Annotated in this window: 17 protein-coding genes and 1 pseudogene; 10 read left to right on the forward strand and 8 right to left on the reverse strand. The window is 70.1% G+C overall.

All coding sequences use genetic code 11. The annotated features are described in order from the left end of the window. Window positions 1-10: 10 nt before the first annotated feature. Together MKK82_RS21645 and MKK82_RS21650 are read right to left on the reverse strand one after the other, a co-directional pair. Window positions 11-1,243: a hypothetical protein gene (locus MKK82_RS21645; RefSeq protein WP_243986818.1), complete on the reverse strand. Its 1,233-nt coding sequence runs from the start codon at window positions 1,241-1,243 to the stop codon at window positions 11-13. A 245-nt stretch (window positions 1,244-1,488) separates the two neighbouring features. After that, complete coding sequence (locus tag MKK82_RS21650) at window positions 1,489-2,658, reverse strand: aminotransferase class V-fold PLP-dependent enzyme (RefSeq protein ID WP_238288908.1); 1,170 nt, start codon at window positions 2,656-2,658, stop codon at window positions 1,489-1,491. Window positions 2,659-2,870: 212 nt separating this feature from the next. On the opposite strand from MKK82_RS21650, the pseudogene MKK82_RS34460 reads away from it, so the two are divergent. Next, a pseudogene (locus tag MKK82_RS34460) lies at window positions 2,871-3,038 on the forward strand (molybdopterin molybdenumtransferase MoeA); the annotation flags it as partial. A 43-nt stretch (window positions 3,039-3,081) separates the two neighbouring features. On the opposite strand, the gene MKK82_RS34465 reads toward MKK82_RS34460, so the two are convergent. Then, complete coding sequence (locus tag MKK82_RS34465; RefSeq protein ID WP_238288906.1) at window positions 3,082-3,264, reverse strand: hypothetical protein; 183 nt, start codon at window positions 3,262-3,264, stop codon at window positions 3,082-3,084. 226 nt (window positions 3,265-3,490) lie between these two features. On the opposite strand from MKK82_RS34465, the gene MKK82_RS21660 reads away from it, so the two are divergent. The 3 genes from MKK82_RS21660 (at window position 3,491) to MKK82_RS21670 (ending at window position 4,929) form a co-directional block, all read left to right on the forward strand. Continuing rightward, window positions 3,491-3,697, forward strand: coding sequence for a molybdopterin-binding protein (locus MKK82_RS21660; protein ID WP_243986819.1), 207 nt, complete (start codon window positions 3,491-3,493; stop codon window positions 3,695-3,697). Window positions 3,698-3,712: 15 nt separating this feature from the next. Beyond that, entirely contained in the window at window positions 3,713-3,994 is a 282-nt protein-coding gene (locus MKK82_RS21665) for a hypothetical protein (RefSeq protein ID WP_238288896.1), read from the forward strand. Window positions 3,995-4,056: 62 nt separating this feature from the next. Next, window positions 4,057-4,929, forward strand: coding sequence for a 4-(cytidine 5'-diphospho)-2-C-methyl-D-erythritol kinase (locus MKK82_RS21670; RefSeq protein WP_238288895.1), 873 nt, complete (start codon window positions 4,057-4,059; stop codon window positions 4,927-4,929). Between the two features lie 17 nt (window positions 4,930-4,946). Here the strand turns inward: MKK82_RS21670 and MKK82_RS21675 are convergent, their stop codons facing one another. Together MKK82_RS21675 and MKK82_RS21680 are read right to left on the reverse strand one after the other, a co-directional pair. Continuing rightward, the gene (locus MKK82_RS21675; RefSeq protein WP_238288878.1) at window positions 4,947-5,420 is read right to left on the reverse strand and encodes a hypothetical protein; all 474 of its coding nucleotides are present in this window, start codon (window positions 5,418-5,420) and stop codon (window positions 4,947-4,949) included. A gap of 14 nt (window positions 5,421-5,434) precedes the next feature. Further along, window positions 5,435-7,240, reverse strand: coding sequence for a chloride channel protein (locus MKK82_RS21680; RefSeq protein WP_238288869.1), 1,806 nt, complete (start codon window positions 7,238-7,240; stop codon window positions 5,435-5,437). Window positions 7,241-7,377: 137 nt separating this feature from the next. On the opposite strand from MKK82_RS21680, the gene MKK82_RS21685 reads away from it, so the two are divergent. Further along, window positions 7,378-7,836 (forward strand): MarR family winged helix-turn-helix transcriptional regulator, encoded by a 459-nt coding sequence (locus MKK82_RS21685; protein ID WP_238289061.1) that lies wholly within the window; start codon window positions 7,378-7,380, stop codon window positions 7,834-7,836. Window positions 7,837-7,906: 70 nt separating this feature from the next. Here MKK82_RS21685 and MKK82_RS21690 read toward each other — a convergent pair whose 3' ends face one another. Then, on the reverse strand, window positions 7,907-8,926 hold the full coding sequence (locus tag MKK82_RS21690) for a polyprenyl synthetase family protein (protein WP_243986820.1): 1,020 nt from the start codon (window positions 8,924-8,926) through the stop codon (window positions 7,907-7,909). A gap of 168 nt (window positions 8,927-9,094) precedes the next feature. On the opposite strand from MKK82_RS21690, the gene MKK82_RS21695 reads away from it, so the two are divergent. Both MKK82_RS21695 and MKK82_RS21700 read left to right on the forward strand, forming a co-directional pair. After that, the gene (locus tag MKK82_RS21695; protein WP_238288866.1) at window positions 9,095-9,319 is read left to right on the forward strand and encodes a DUF2007 domain-containing protein; all 225 of its coding nucleotides are present in this window, start codon (window positions 9,095-9,097) and stop codon (window positions 9,317-9,319) included. After that, window positions 9,316-10,062, forward strand: coding sequence for a tRNA1(Val) (adenine(37)-N6)-methyltransferase (locus MKK82_RS21700; RefSeq protein WP_243986821.1), 747 nt, complete (start codon window positions 9,316-9,318; stop codon window positions 10,060-10,062). The genes MKK82_RS21695 and MKK82_RS21700 overlap by 4 nt, the downstream gene beginning before the upstream one ends. A gap of 9 nt (window positions 10,063-10,071) precedes the next feature. Here MKK82_RS21700 and MKK82_RS21705 read toward each other — a convergent pair whose 3' ends face one another. Both MKK82_RS21705 and MKK82_RS21710 read right to left on the reverse strand, forming a co-directional pair. After that, the gene (locus MKK82_RS21705; protein WP_238288863.1) at window positions 10,072-10,386 is read right to left on the reverse strand and encodes a hypothetical protein; all 315 of its coding nucleotides are present in this window, start codon (window positions 10,384-10,386) and stop codon (window positions 10,072-10,074) included. 39 nt (window positions 10,387-10,425) lie between these two features. Continuing rightward, complete coding sequence (locus MKK82_RS21710; protein WP_238288861.1) at window positions 10,426-11,097, reverse strand: trna delta -isopentenylpyrophosphate transferase; 672 nt, start codon at window positions 11,095-11,097, stop codon at window positions 10,426-10,428. A gap of 244 nt (window positions 11,098-11,341) precedes the next feature. Between MKK82_RS21710 and MKK82_RS21715 the strand changes: the two genes are divergently transcribed. The 3 genes from MKK82_RS21715 to MKK82_RS21725 are packed head-to-tail and all read left to right on the forward strand — an operon-like array spanning window position 11,342 to window position 12,904. Continuing rightward, window positions 11,342-12,139, forward strand: a complete 798-nt coding sequence (locus tag MKK82_RS21715) for a heme ABC transporter permease (protein ID WP_243986822.1) — start codon at window positions 11,342-11,344, stop codon at window positions 12,137-12,139. 10 nt (window positions 12,140-12,149) lie between these two features. Then, window positions 12,150-12,293 carry a heme exporter protein CcmD gene (ccmD, locus tag MKK82_RS21720; RefSeq protein WP_238288857.1) on the forward strand — a complete coding sequence of 48 codons (144 nt, stop codon included), beginning with the start codon at window positions 12,150-12,152 and terminating at the stop codon, window positions 12,291-12,293. Continuing rightward, window positions 12,290-12,904: a DsbE family thiol:disulfide interchange protein gene (locus MKK82_RS21725; RefSeq protein WP_238288847.1), complete on the forward strand. Its 615-nt coding sequence runs from the start codon at window positions 12,290-12,292 to the stop codon at window positions 12,902-12,904. The genes ccmD and MKK82_RS21725 overlap by 4 nt, the downstream gene beginning before the upstream one ends. Window position 12,905: the final 1 nt, after the last annotated feature.

The following is a 12,905-nucleotide window of genomic DNA, read 5'->3' on the forward strand; positions in this document are numbered from 1 at the left end:
GCGGCGTATCTCACGCCGCACCGGCGTTCCGGGACAGGCGCGAACTGCGCGTGGTCCTCCGGAACGCCTCCAGCGACCATGCGAGGGTGGCGAGTTCCGAGGCGAGGAGCCCCAGGAGCGCGGTGGCCGAGGGCAGCAGCAGCAGCGCCGGGACCATGATCGCGAAGCCGAGTGCGGCGCTCGCCACAGCACCGGCGGTGATCGTCCGAAAGGCGGCCGAGGCTTCAAGATAGGTACGCGGGATCGCGTAGAGCAGCGACGCGGTCACGACGGCCCAGACGCCGAGGCCGATCCAGCCCATCGGCTCGCCGGCGAAACGGCCCTTGAACAGGATCTCTTCGATCAGGGGCAGGGCTTCCGCCATCATCGCGCCGTAGGCGATGCAGGCACCGCCGATCAGGGCCGTGTGCCGCAACACGAGCCGCCGCGCTGCCGGAACCTCGCCGTTCGCGAGTAGACTGCTGAGTTCCGGCAGGACCATGTTCATCAGCGCGCTCGTGGGGATGCGCAGCGGCGCATAGAGAACGAGCGTCGCGGCGATCGGCGCGTAGGCGGCCGGGCCGGCAAGAAGGCCGAACAGCAGGGTCAGGCCCTGACCCTGAACGGTCAGGCTGGTGACACCGGCCAGCGACCAAGCCAGGGTGCGCCAGATCGACCGGTATCGCGCCCTTGCTCGAGCATGGAGTGAGAACCGGAGCCGCTCGCGCAGCGCGCCGAAAGCTGCCGCGATGGCGATTGCATGCGCGAGGGCGATCGCCAAGAAGGCCTGATCGAGCAGCACGGTACCGTCACCGCTGAACCCGCGCGCCATGAACAGGGCGCCGCAGAGGGCGTAAACGAGGTCACTCAGTCCGGCGATCCGCGGGCGGCCTCGGGCGAGAAGGACGATCCGCAGGTAGCTGCGGAACGCATAGAGGCCGACGAACGCGCCGGCCGCCAGCGCGCCCAGGCCAATCACGGGAACCAGCGTCACGCTGACGCCGAGCGCCGAGATGCCGGAGACGAGCACGGCACCCGAGCCGAACATGACATCGTACCCCGTCGCCGCCGGCCGACCACGGCTCCGTGCGAGGTGAAGCGTCGCTGGGACTGCAACCAGCGCACGGATGTAGGTGATCCCGACAGCGCCCACCGCGAAGACGATCGCAAACAACCCGTAGTTGCGAGAATTAAGTTCGCGTACCAAGTGGATGTTGAGCGCGAAGTGGAACAGGCTCTGGATCAGCTCACCGGAAAGAATCACGGCGAAACGCCCGGAAAAACGGGCCTGAACGACGCCGGACAGCCGCGCGCGAAAGGAACGGCCGTGATCCGGCGCGCGAAGAAAATCGCCCGGAGGCGCTATGAAACTCGACATTTTGACGAAGGAAGCCTTCTTCAGGGCACCGCGCAGGCGGTATCGACGGCTGATCTAGGCGCGATGCCGGCGTCGACATCCGCACTTTGCCGACGCGTGCCGGCTTAGCAGCCGTGCATTTCCGTCGTGTCTCAGGGACGTCCGCCGAGCACATCCCGGAGGGCGGCGATGCAGCGTGCGATGTCGTCATCGTCGACCCAGACATGCGGACTGAGACGCAAGGCGTACGAGCGCTCGCTGGCGAACACCCGCTTCCGGGCGAGCCTGTCCACGAGACCGTTGGGTAACGCTCCGGACGAGCGCAGTCCCAGGATGTGGGGCGCCCGCAGGCCCCGAGCCGCAGCCAGGAGCCCGAGCGGCTCGGCATCCGTGGCAAGCCGGTCCGTCATTTCACGCAGCCGTGCCGCCACGGATCGCATATTCCAGCCGGCGATCAGTTCCAGGCTGGTCGCCGCCATGGCGAGGGCGACGGGATCGTTCAGTTCGCCCCGGTCGTAGCGGCGAGCGCCGTCGACCGGCGGACGGTTGCCGACATTCTCTTCGATGGCGCAGCCGTCCTGCCGGTGGGGCGCCGCGTACAGACAGGCGAATCCGTAGGGTCCCAATGCCCATTTGTAGGTGGGAAAGGCCAGGAAATCGGGTTGCCATCGGGCCACGTCCACCGGGAGAGCCCCCACAGCCTGCGTCGCGTCGATCACCAGGGCAGCGCCTGCGGCACGGACGGCTGGTGCAAGGCGGTCGAGATCGATCAGGCTTCCGTCGGTCCAGTGAAGGGGCGTCAGCGTGGCGAGTGAAAGCGGACCGGCACCCGGACGGTCGATGGCGGTCAGCAATGCCGCCGTCCAATCGCCGTCACCGGGACGTGCCACTTCCTCAACGGCGAGGTCATGGCGAACAGCGAGACGGTCGAAGGCAAAACGCAGGGACGGGAACTCGTCGGCCACCCGCAAGAGACGACCGCCGGGACGCGGATAAATGTTGTGCGCGGCGACGGCCATTGCGTGACTGACCGAGCCGACGATCGCGACGTCGTCCGCGCCGGCTCCGATGAGACCGGCCGCAGCGGCGCGGGCGCGTTCAGCGAGGGCCGGGATCGCCGAGCGGGAATGGTCCCAGGGCCGGCTCTTGACGAGGATGCCCGCTTCTCCGGCGGCGCGGACAACCCGCGGCAACGGCGACCACGCCGCCGCGTCAAGGTAGCTGACATCCGCCGGCACCTCGAACAGATGGCGCAGGCTAGGCAACGCGGCATCGGGCGACATGGTGGCGAGAGTGTAGAGGATGCGACCGGCCGAGGCCACGTGCCGGGCTTCATCGCCCGGCTCCGATGCCGCACTCCGGCGCTCCACAGCCTGCGAGGCCGCCCGTGCCGACCCGCCTGCACCAGCCCAATCCGGCGCCGCCATGGACCGTCTGAGCGCCGACTGCGTCGACGCGGCGCCCACACCTCTGCGGGGCCGACACTGTGGCGCTCATCCGGAAGCGATTGCCGGTGCTCGCCGGCATCGAAACGGTGCCGTTCGGGCAGGCGGATGGCCGCGTCCTCGCCGAGGTCGTTGTCGCCCCGCTCGATCTGCCACCCTTCGATAACGGGGTGATGGACGGCTACGCCGTGCGCGCGGCCGATTGCGCGGACGGCGGGGCAACCCACCTGCCTCTCTCCGGACGGATCCAGGCGGGCCGAACGCCAACGGCGGCGTGTTCCGGCGTCGCGGTGCGGATTTTCACCGGGGCTCCGATGCACCCGGCGCCGATGCCGTGGCCATGTAGGAGGCCGTGCGGGTCGAAGGCGGCAGCGTCACCTTGCCGCCCAAACTCGCTCCGGCACCAACCGTCGCCGGGCCGGTGAGGACATCGCGCACGGCATCATCGCGATCCGGGCCGGCACCCGGCTCGGTGTCCGCCACCTGGCGCTCGCGGCCGCCCTTGGACTTCCCGACCTGCGCCTGCGCGTCCCACTGAGGGCAGCACTGTTTACCACCGGCGACGAACTGACGCCCCCCGGGTCAACCCCTACCCCCCCGCCGACATCCACGACGTCAACCGGCCGATGCTCTTCGCTCCCGAAACGGCTCGGCGTCGAGGCTGCTGATCTCGGGATCCGGCGCGACGCGCCCGCCCCCTTGCGCGCGCGTGGTGGCAGCTGCCGCGGCGCACGACCTGATCGTCACCTCCGGCGGCGTCTCGGTGGGAGAGGAAGACCATGTCCGCGCCGCCGTGGAGGCTTCGAGCGGGCTGACCTTCTGGCGGCTGGCGATCAAGCCGGGCCGGCCGGTGGCGCTGGGACAGGTGGACGGCACGGCCTTCTTCGGCCTGCCGGGTAATCCGGTCACCGCCTAGGTTACCGCCCTGACGGTGCTGAAGCCGCTCGTCCTGCACCTGTCGGGCGTGCAGGACACCGCACCCGCACTCACCGTGCCGAGCGGCTTCGCTTGTGAGAAGCGTCCGGGTCGGCGCGAGTACCTTCGCGTGTGCCTGAGCCCAGATGACGCCGGACGGCCCGTCGCCGTCCTGGCGTCTGGCGGCGCCCTGTCGAGCCTCGCGACGAGCGAAGGGTTGGTCGAATTCGCCGAGGACCTGACGGCGATCCGCGTCGGCGACGCGCTGCCGTACAGACCGCATGCGGAGTTCGGCTGAGCTGTTTTTATCAGGCGCGAGTCTGTAGAGCCTCGACACCGCCCTTCTACGTCCGAGCCCCCGTGACCCTCCTCGCAGACCGCGCCCCCGCCAAGGTCAACCTGACGCTCCACATCCTCGGGCGCCGGGCGCGCGACGGCTATCACGCGTTGGAGAGCCTCGTGGTCTTCGCGGGCGTCGCCGACCGGCTGACCCTGGATCCCGGCGCGCCCCTCGGCCTCTCCGTCAGCGGCCCGACGGCCGGCCCGGCCGGCCCAACGGGTGACAACCTCGTCCTGCGCGCGGCGCGGGGGCTCGCCGCGCAGGTGCCGGATCTGCGCACCGGCGCGTTCCACCTCGTGAAGCGCCTGCCCGTGGCTGCCGGCATCGGCGGCGGATCCTCCGACGCCGCCGCGGCCCTACGCCTGCTCGCCCGCCTCAACGGACTTCCCTTCGATCACGCGGCCATCGTCGCGGTGGCGCGGGAAACCGGAGCCGACGTGCCGGTCTGCCTGGACCCGCGAGCCCGGATGATGCGCGGCGTCGGTGACGCGATAGGCCCGGTTCTCGGCCTCGCACCCCTGCCGGCGGTGCTGGTCAATCCCGGCGTTCCGGTCCCGACCGCGCCGGTGTTCAAGGCGCTCGGCCTCGTGCCCGGCCAGGATCTCGACGGTGCAGCCCATCCGGCGATCACCCCGGATCTCGACGGCGAAGCTCTGGTGGCCGCGATCACCCCGGCCCGCAACGATCTGGAAGCGCCGGCCCTCACGGTCGCGCCGGTGATCGGCGATACGCTCTCGGCGCTGCGTGCACAGGGCTGCCGGCTCGCGCGAATGTCGGGTTCCGGCGCGACGGTCTTCGCGCTGTTCGCGGACCGGCGCGGTGCCGTCAGGGCTGCCGCTGCCCTGCGTGCCGCTCACCCGGACTGGTGGGTTGCGCCGACTTTCCTGCGCTGAATGTCGGGCCGCGGCCCTCAGGCGGGCTCGGCCTCGTAGACCGTGACGACGCCGCCCGCCTGGGGAACCATCACGCGCCATCGCACCGCCTGCGGAAGCCCTTCCGCGTTGATCGCGCCGTGAAGTCCGCTCGCCGCATCGAAGGTCGCGAGCCGCCCGAACTCGTCGCGACCGCAGAGATAGTTGCCCGCCGCCGTGAGGTAGAGCGCGCCTGGGACGCGCCTGGGGGAAACGGATGCCGCAGGGTCAACCGCGCCGCTAGGCGCCACGAAGGCGGCCAACAGGACCACCACGGCGTCGACGGCAAGGTTCGACAGGAGCGGCAGGTCCCCGTCAGCCTTGCGACGCCGATTCAAGACGAGCACCTCGCGCCGCCCCTCACGCGAGACGACCAGCGCCAGATCCGTCCCATTAGGGCCGTCCAAGAGACAGAAGGCGCCTGGCCCGAGCCCACCGAGGAGGGACGTCAGATCCGGACCGCGATGCGCCATCGTCTTCCTCCTGATCACGCCCGGCGAACGAGCCGGCCCTTGCGGAAGAACGCATGACGTTCGGCCTCGCCGCGCACGACGGTGGCGCGAACCTGAAGCAGATCCTTGCGGGTCAGTAGCCCGACCAGCCGGCCGCTCTGTGGGTCGGTGACCGGCAGGCGGCCCTGCCCGGCGGCGAGCATCACGTCGATCGCGTGCGAGACGACGTCGCCCGGATGGACCACAGCGAGATCGGCGTCCGAGACGCGCTCGCCGAGACTGCCTTCCGCGGTGTCGCCATCGCGCTCCTCCAGGGCCCAGCCCAGCGCATCGCCGCGCGAGACCAGCCCTACGGGACGACCGCCGTCGTCAATGACTGGATAGGCGTGGTGGATACCCGTCTCAATGGCTGCGAGCGCCTCGGTCAGGGGCGAACCCGCATTCAGGGTCTCGACCGACCGGGTCATCACCGCTTCCACCCGAGCGAGATCGTACGGGTCGATCCCGTACTCGCGGGTGACATGCTGGCCACGCCGGGCGATCTTCTCGGTCAGGATCGAGCGCTTGAGGAGCAGCACGGTCACGGCGTAGGCCGCCATGGTGGCGGCTAGCAGAGGCGCCAGTGCAGCGACGTCGCCGGTGATCTCAACGGCGAACACCACGGCGGTCAGCGGAGCTGGCAGCGTGCCCCCGAGCATCGCCGCCATACCGATCAGCGCCCAGAAGCCATGGGCACCCGGCAGGAGGAGCCCAATCAACCACCCCACCGCGCCGCCGAGGATGAGCAGCGGCGCGAGCACGCCGCCGGACGTTCCCGAGGACAGAGCAGCGAGCCAGATCACCGCCTTCACGACGAGGATCATCACGACGGCACCGGTCAGCATGTGCCCGGAGAGCAGGTCGTGAATGACGTCGTAGCCGACGCCGAGTGCCCGGGGCTCCACGAGACCGCCGAGGCCGACCACGACGGCCCCCAGCGCCGGCCACCACATCCAGTGCAGAGGCAGCCGGCCGAAGCCGTCCTCCAGGGCATAGAGCGTGCGGGTGAGGAGGCCGGAAATCAGCCCGCAGGCGATGCCGAGTGCCGCGCAGGCAGGCAGCCCCCACCACGGAAGTGACGGATTGTCGGCGAAGGGAAAGAGCGGGCCGGCGCCGAAAAGCAGCGGCCGCCAACAGGTTGCCGTCACAGCTCCGACCGTCACGGGGACGAGGCTGCGCGGCCGCCACTCGAACAGCAGGACCTCTACGGCGAGCAGCACGGCCGCCACCGGCGTCCCGAAAATCGCCGTCATGCCGGCGGCGGCACCCGCCACCAGCAGGGTCTTCCGCTCGGCGGCGCTCAGGTGGAAGAACTGGGCGAACAGCGAGCCGACCGCGCCCCCGGTGACGATGATCGGCCCCTCGGCGCCGAACGGACCGCCGGTGCCGATCGCCACGGCCGACGAGAGCGGCTTGAGCACGGCCACCTTGGGCGACATCCGGCTGCCGCCGATCAGGATGGCTTCCATCGCCTCCGGGATCCCGTGGCCGCGGATCTTCTCCGAGCCGTAGCGCGCCATGGCACCGACGATCAGCGCGCCGACCACTGGGATCGCGACCGTCCACGGTCCCGGCGTAGCACCGGCCAGCGATGTCAGGCTCGCATCGAAACGCCCATACCAGACGAGGTTGGTTACGAGCCCGATCAGGGTAAGCAGCACCCAAGCCGTGGCGCTGGCGGCGCTTCCGGTGATGATCGCCAAGCCGGCCAGGGTCAGGACGCGCCGATCGGTGCTGAAATCCCCTAGGGCCCGCCGCCTCGGCCTGTCACCGCCGCGCGCGATCTCGATCCGGCCATCCATCCAGGTCTCCTCTCTGAGCAGAACCTGTCATTTATGTCGTGATCCGATATATTCTACCAGGGCCCGATAGGGCGACGTGCATGATCCTGGATCGGCGCTCACATAGAGGCATCCGGATAGCTCTCGTGGAGACGATCATGGCGGTAGACGATCCCGAGATCGATAAGCCCGAGCCCAACGAACCGGAGACGGGTGCGTTGACGCGGGAGCAGTACGCGGCCTTGGCGGATTTCCGGTTTCGGCTCCGGCGCTTCATGGCCTTCAGCGAGGCCGCGGCGGCGCGCGCCGGCCTGCCGCCGCAGCAGCATCAGGCCCTGTTGACCCTGGCGGGCCACGCCGGACGCGCGCCGGCAACCGTAGGGCTGCTCGCCGAGCAACTGCTCATCGCACCTCACAGCGCCGCCGAGTTGGTCACCCGGATGGTGGAAGGCGGATTGCTGACCAAGGTGCGCGTTGCCGAAGACCGGCGTCGGAGCGCGCTGTCGCTGACACCCCACGCCGAGGCATTGCTGCGGACGCTGACGGCCGCGCATCTGGAGGAACTGCGCGGATTGGCACCGGTCTTGGCCGACGTGCTGGCTTCGGCCACGCGATGACGGGCGTGCGGTACTCGGACCGAGACAGCTTCCGCGTTGGACACCGCAGCCGCGGAAGCCGCGATACGCCTCAGCGCGCCCGCGCTACGCAGAACTCCACCGCCCCGAGGAGCGCTGCCTTCACCGGACCATCGGGAAAGATGTCGAGGGCGGCACGCGCCTCGGCGCCGTAATAGTGGGCGCGACCGACCGTCTCTTCCAGGGCGCCGTGGCGCTGTAGCAGGTCGAGGGCCGTCCCCAAATCGTCCTCTCCGATCTCGCCGTGCTGAAGGGTGCGCCGCCAGAATCCGCGCTCGCCCTCGCTGGCCCGTCGATGGGCCAGCACGATCGGCAGGGTGATCTTGCCCTCACGGAAATCGTCGCCGACGTTCTTGCCGAGCTCCGCCGAAGTGCCACCGTAATCCAGCACGTCGTCGATGAGCTGAAACGCGATCCCAAGGTTCATCCCGTAGGCGCGGGCAGCGGCCTGCTCGACCGCCGGCCGACCGGCGAGCACCGGCCCGACCTCGCAGGCCGCGGCGAACAGCTCGGCGGTCTTGCCGCGGATCACCGCGAGATAGGCGGCCTCGTCGGTCTCCAGGTTCTTGGCGTTGGTGAGCTGCATCACCTCGCCCTCTGCGATCACCGTTGCGGCGGCCGAGAGGATGTCGAGGGCTTTCAGCGAGCCGACCTCCACCATCATGCGGAAGGCTTGGCCGAGCAGGAAATCGCCTACCAGAACCGAAGCCTCGTTGCCCCACTTGATCCGGGCGGCGACGCGGCCGCGGCGCATGTCGCTCTCATCGACCACGTCGTCGTGCAGGAGCGTGGCGGTGTGCATGAACTCGACGCTGGCGGCGAGCTTGACGTCGCCGTCGGCCCCGCCCGCGTAGCCACAGAGCTGGGCACAGGCGAGGGTCAGGATCGGGCGAAGGCGCTTGCCACCGGACGCGATCAGGTGATTGGCGACTTCGGGGATCATCGCCACGTCGGATCCGGTCCGCGACAGGATCGTGGTGTTGACCCGCGCCATGCCGTCGGCCACCAGCGCGACGAGGTCGTTCAGCCCCGCCTCGGCCTCAGGCTTCGGGTTCTCGATGGAGAGGGCCATACCCAAAATCCGTGACCTCCAGAGCGGTCGCCCGTCGCGGGGCCGCCGATCCCTTCGCACGCGCCCCGCGGCGCCGCAACATCGTCGCCCAGCCGATATGGGATACCGGCAGCGCGGGTCTTCCGCGACGAAACCGCCGATCTACACGATGATGATCGAGGACGCGCGATGATCGAGTTGATCCGGGCCAACGATCTCGTGTTGATCGGGTTCGCGCGCTCTATTCTGGAGGCGGCCGAGATCCCGGTGCTGGTGGCGGACAGTCACATGAGCCTGCTGGAGGGCTCGATCGGCGCGTTCGGACAGCGGCTTCTGGTGCCGCGCGATCACGAGGCCCAGGCGCGGCGCCTCCTCGGCGATGCCGGGATCGCCCACGAACTGCGTCAGCCGTGACGACGGAGCCGGACGCCTTCCTGGGCGGGTTGCTGCGCCTGCACCAGCCGTCCCGGGGGGCGCATCGTGCCGGGACGGATGCAGTTCTGCTCGCGCGGCTGATGACGCTGCGCGCGCAGGATCGGCTCTGCGACGTCGGCGCCGGTACGGGTGCCGTGGGGCTCGCCTGCGCGGGACTGACGCCGGGGCTTCGACCGACCCTGATCGAGCGCGATCCCGCCCTGGCCGAGCTGGCCCGGATCAACGCCGCGCTGAACGGCATCGACGCGCCGGTCATCGTGGCCGACGTTCTCGCAGCGGCGGCGGATCGCCGCGCCGCCGGGCTCCAGCCGGACAGTTTCGATGCGGTGCTGACGAACCCTCCATACTTCACGGCCGAATCGCACCGCGCCTCGCCCCATCCGGGACGGGCGTCCGCCCACACCTTCGCGGAGGGCTGCCTGGAGACGTGGATCCGCGCCTGCACGGCGATCCTGCGGCCCGGCGGCCGCCTCGGGCTCGTCCACAGGGCCGATGCGCTGCCGGCCTGCCTGGAGGCCCTCAGGGGGCGTTACGGCGGGCTGGCGATCCGGCCGGTCCATGCCCGCGCCGACGCCCCGGCGATCCGCGTGCTGATCACCGCGATCCGGGGCAGCCGCGCGGCGGCGAGCCTGTGCCCGCCACTCGTGTTGCACGACCCCCACGGCGGATTCACCCCGGAGGCCCGGGCGCTCCATACCGGCGCGCCCTGGCCTCCGCCCTGAGGGGAGGCCTCACGCCGCGAGGGCGGCGGGCTCCTCCTCGCGGATGCCCAGGAACCGCTCGACCTCCGGCAGGTCCGGGAAGGCGAGGAATTCGGGGCGCAGCGGCTCCGGCAGGCCGTCGAAGTTGAGCCCCGGGAACGTGTCGGGGTGGGGGTAGAGCTGCCACGCCGAACCGGGCTCGACCGGCGGGAACAGGATCGCGACCTTCTCCGAGCCCAGGCGGACGATCCGGGTCGGGCTGTACGACAGCGTCTCGATGCTCCAGTTCCGCCGGACCTCCCGGCGGGCCTTCAGGGTGCGGCGGCTGCTCGTCGCGCGATGCATGGCGGTCTCCTGCGGTTGCGGAATGCGGTGCTGTGGGGATCAGGCCGCGCTGCGGCGGCCGCGCTTCGGCCAGCCGAGCGCGACGAGGCGCGCCTTGGCGTAGTCACGGACCTCGTCGCGGGTGCCGGACGGCATCGTCGCCAGGATGGCCTGGGTGGCGCCGTCCAGCATCAGGTCGGTGACCGCGTTGATCGTCTCGGCTTCGTCGATGCGGCGCTTGAGATCGCCTTCGGCCTCGGTGACCTCGTCGAAGGCGGCGGGCTCCTCGAAATCCTCGTCGACGGCCCGGACGGCGGGCTGGTGCGCCCGGAACTCGTCGGCCTCCTCCTCCGAATAGACGAGACCGTGCAATTCGATCAGCTTGAGGATGACCCGGTCCTTCCCCCGCTTCTCGGCCATGGCGTAGACGTAGGCCGCCTGCTTGCCCGAGACGCGGTAGTTCACGTTGACCAGCGCCTCGCCCATCGACCACTCGACCCGCTCGGTCCCGGGCTTCGCGCCGGGCAGGCGACCGGTCACCAGGATCACCGCCTCGTCGCGCTCGGCGCGGATGACGGTCGGCGGCTCGAACACGATCCCCGCCTGTGCGGCGATGCGCTCCAGGGTCTTGTGGTAGATCACGGCCGTGCCCTGGACGCGCCAGACGTTGCCCCCGAAGGGTTCGCCGTAGCGGACGAGGATGTCGGCGATCTGCTTGTCGGCGGTTCGCATGCGGGGCTCGTTCCGGCGGGAGAGGGCCGCGTCGTCCACAACTTTCTCGGGCGACGCTCTTTTGTTCTCTTTTTGTTCGTATCTATATGCGCGATCGGCGTACCCTTCGCAAGGGGCGGACCGCCTTGCGGATGCGGCGTCGCGTCCTCGCGGGCTCCTGATCGGGCGCGCGCATGGCCCGCATTGTTGCTGCACCGCACCCTAAGGTAGACCCACGGTCACGATGTCCGAGACCGCAGTCGCGATGACCCCTTCCCTCTGGACCCGCCTGTCGAACCCGAGCCACTTCATGCGGTGGTCGGGCGCGCTCGTGCCCTGGCTCGCCGCCCTGTCGCTGGCGGGCCTGGGGATCGGCCTCTACCTGACCTTCTTCGCGGTCCCGCCCGACTACCAGCAGGGCGAGACCGTCCGGATCATGTACATCCATGTCCCTGCAGCGTGGCTCGGGGTCTTCTTCTACGGAGCCATGAGCCTCTCGGCGATCGGCACCCTGGTCTGGCGCCATCCCCTGGCCGATGTCGCCCAACGGGCCGCGGCGCCGATCGGGGCGGCGTTCACGCTGATCTGCCTCGTCACCGGTTCCCTCTGGGGCAAGCCCATGTGGGGGACCTACTGGGTCTGGGATGCGCGGCTGACCTCGATGCTGATCCTGCTGCTGATCTACTGCGGCATCATCGCGCTGTGGCGGACCATCGAGGATCCCAACCGAGCCGCCCGCGCGGTGGCAATCCTGACCCTCGTCGGCGCCGTGAACCTGCCGATCATCAAGTTCTCGGTGAACTGGTGGTCCACCCTCCACCAGCCGGCCTCGATCCTGCGGATGGGCGGCTCGACGATCGATCCGTCGATGCTCTACCCGCTGCTGATCATGATCGGCGCCGCGACCCTCGGGGGGTCGACCCTGCATCTCTACGCGATGCGCACCGAGATCATGCGGCGCCGGGTGCGGACGCTGACGATCCGCGAGGCCGAGCGCCTCGACCGCACCCAGCCCCGCATCACCCCGACGCCGGCCGCGATGCCGGTCGGCCAACCGGTCTAGGAGCGCCGCGATGGATCTGGGCTCCCACGGCGGCTTCATCCTGGCCGCCTACGCGTTCAGCGCGCTGGTGATGATCGCGCTCGTCGGCAACGCCCTGCGCGACCGGCGGGCGCAGCTCCGCGCCCTGCGGGGCTTCGGGGAGGAGCGGCGATGAACGCACCTTTCGACGACGCCACGGACTCGCCGCCTCCGGTCCGCCGATCGCTCCTGCTGATCGTGCCCGTCCTCGCCTTCGCGGCGCTCGCGGCCGTGATGTTCCTGCGCCTGCGCTCGGGGGCCGATCCGGCGGCCCTGCCCTCGGCGATGATCGGCAAGCCGGCCCCGAGCTTCGCGCTCCCCGCCGTCCCGGGACTGACAGCCGCGGGCGCCCCCGTTCCAGGCCTGTCGAGCGGCGACCTGAAGGGCCACATCACGGTGGTCAACGTGTTCGCCTCCTGGTGCGCCCCCTGTCAGGTGGAGCATCCGATGCTGATGCGGCTGGCGAAGGAGCCCGGCATCCGGCTGGTCGGCATCGACTACAAGGAACCGAGTCCCGAGGCGGGTCAGCGCTTCCTCGCCCGGCACGGCGTGCCGTTCAGCGCCGTGGGGGCCGACGCGAGCGGGCGCGCGGCGATCGATTTCGGCGTCTACGGCGTGCCCGAAACCTTCATCATTGGGCCGGACGGCGTGATCCGCGACAAGCTCGTCGGCATCCTCACGCCGGAGAATTTCGCGAGCGTCCTCGCCCGCATCCGCGCCGCCGGGAAGGTCGCGGCGGCGCAGTAGC

Origin of the sequence: Methylobacterium sp. E-046, from assembly GCF_022829625.1 — a bacterium.
Taxonomy (GTDB): domain Bacteria; phylum Pseudomonadota; class Alphaproteobacteria; order Rhizobiales; family Beijerinckiaceae; genus Methylobacterium; species Methylobacterium longum.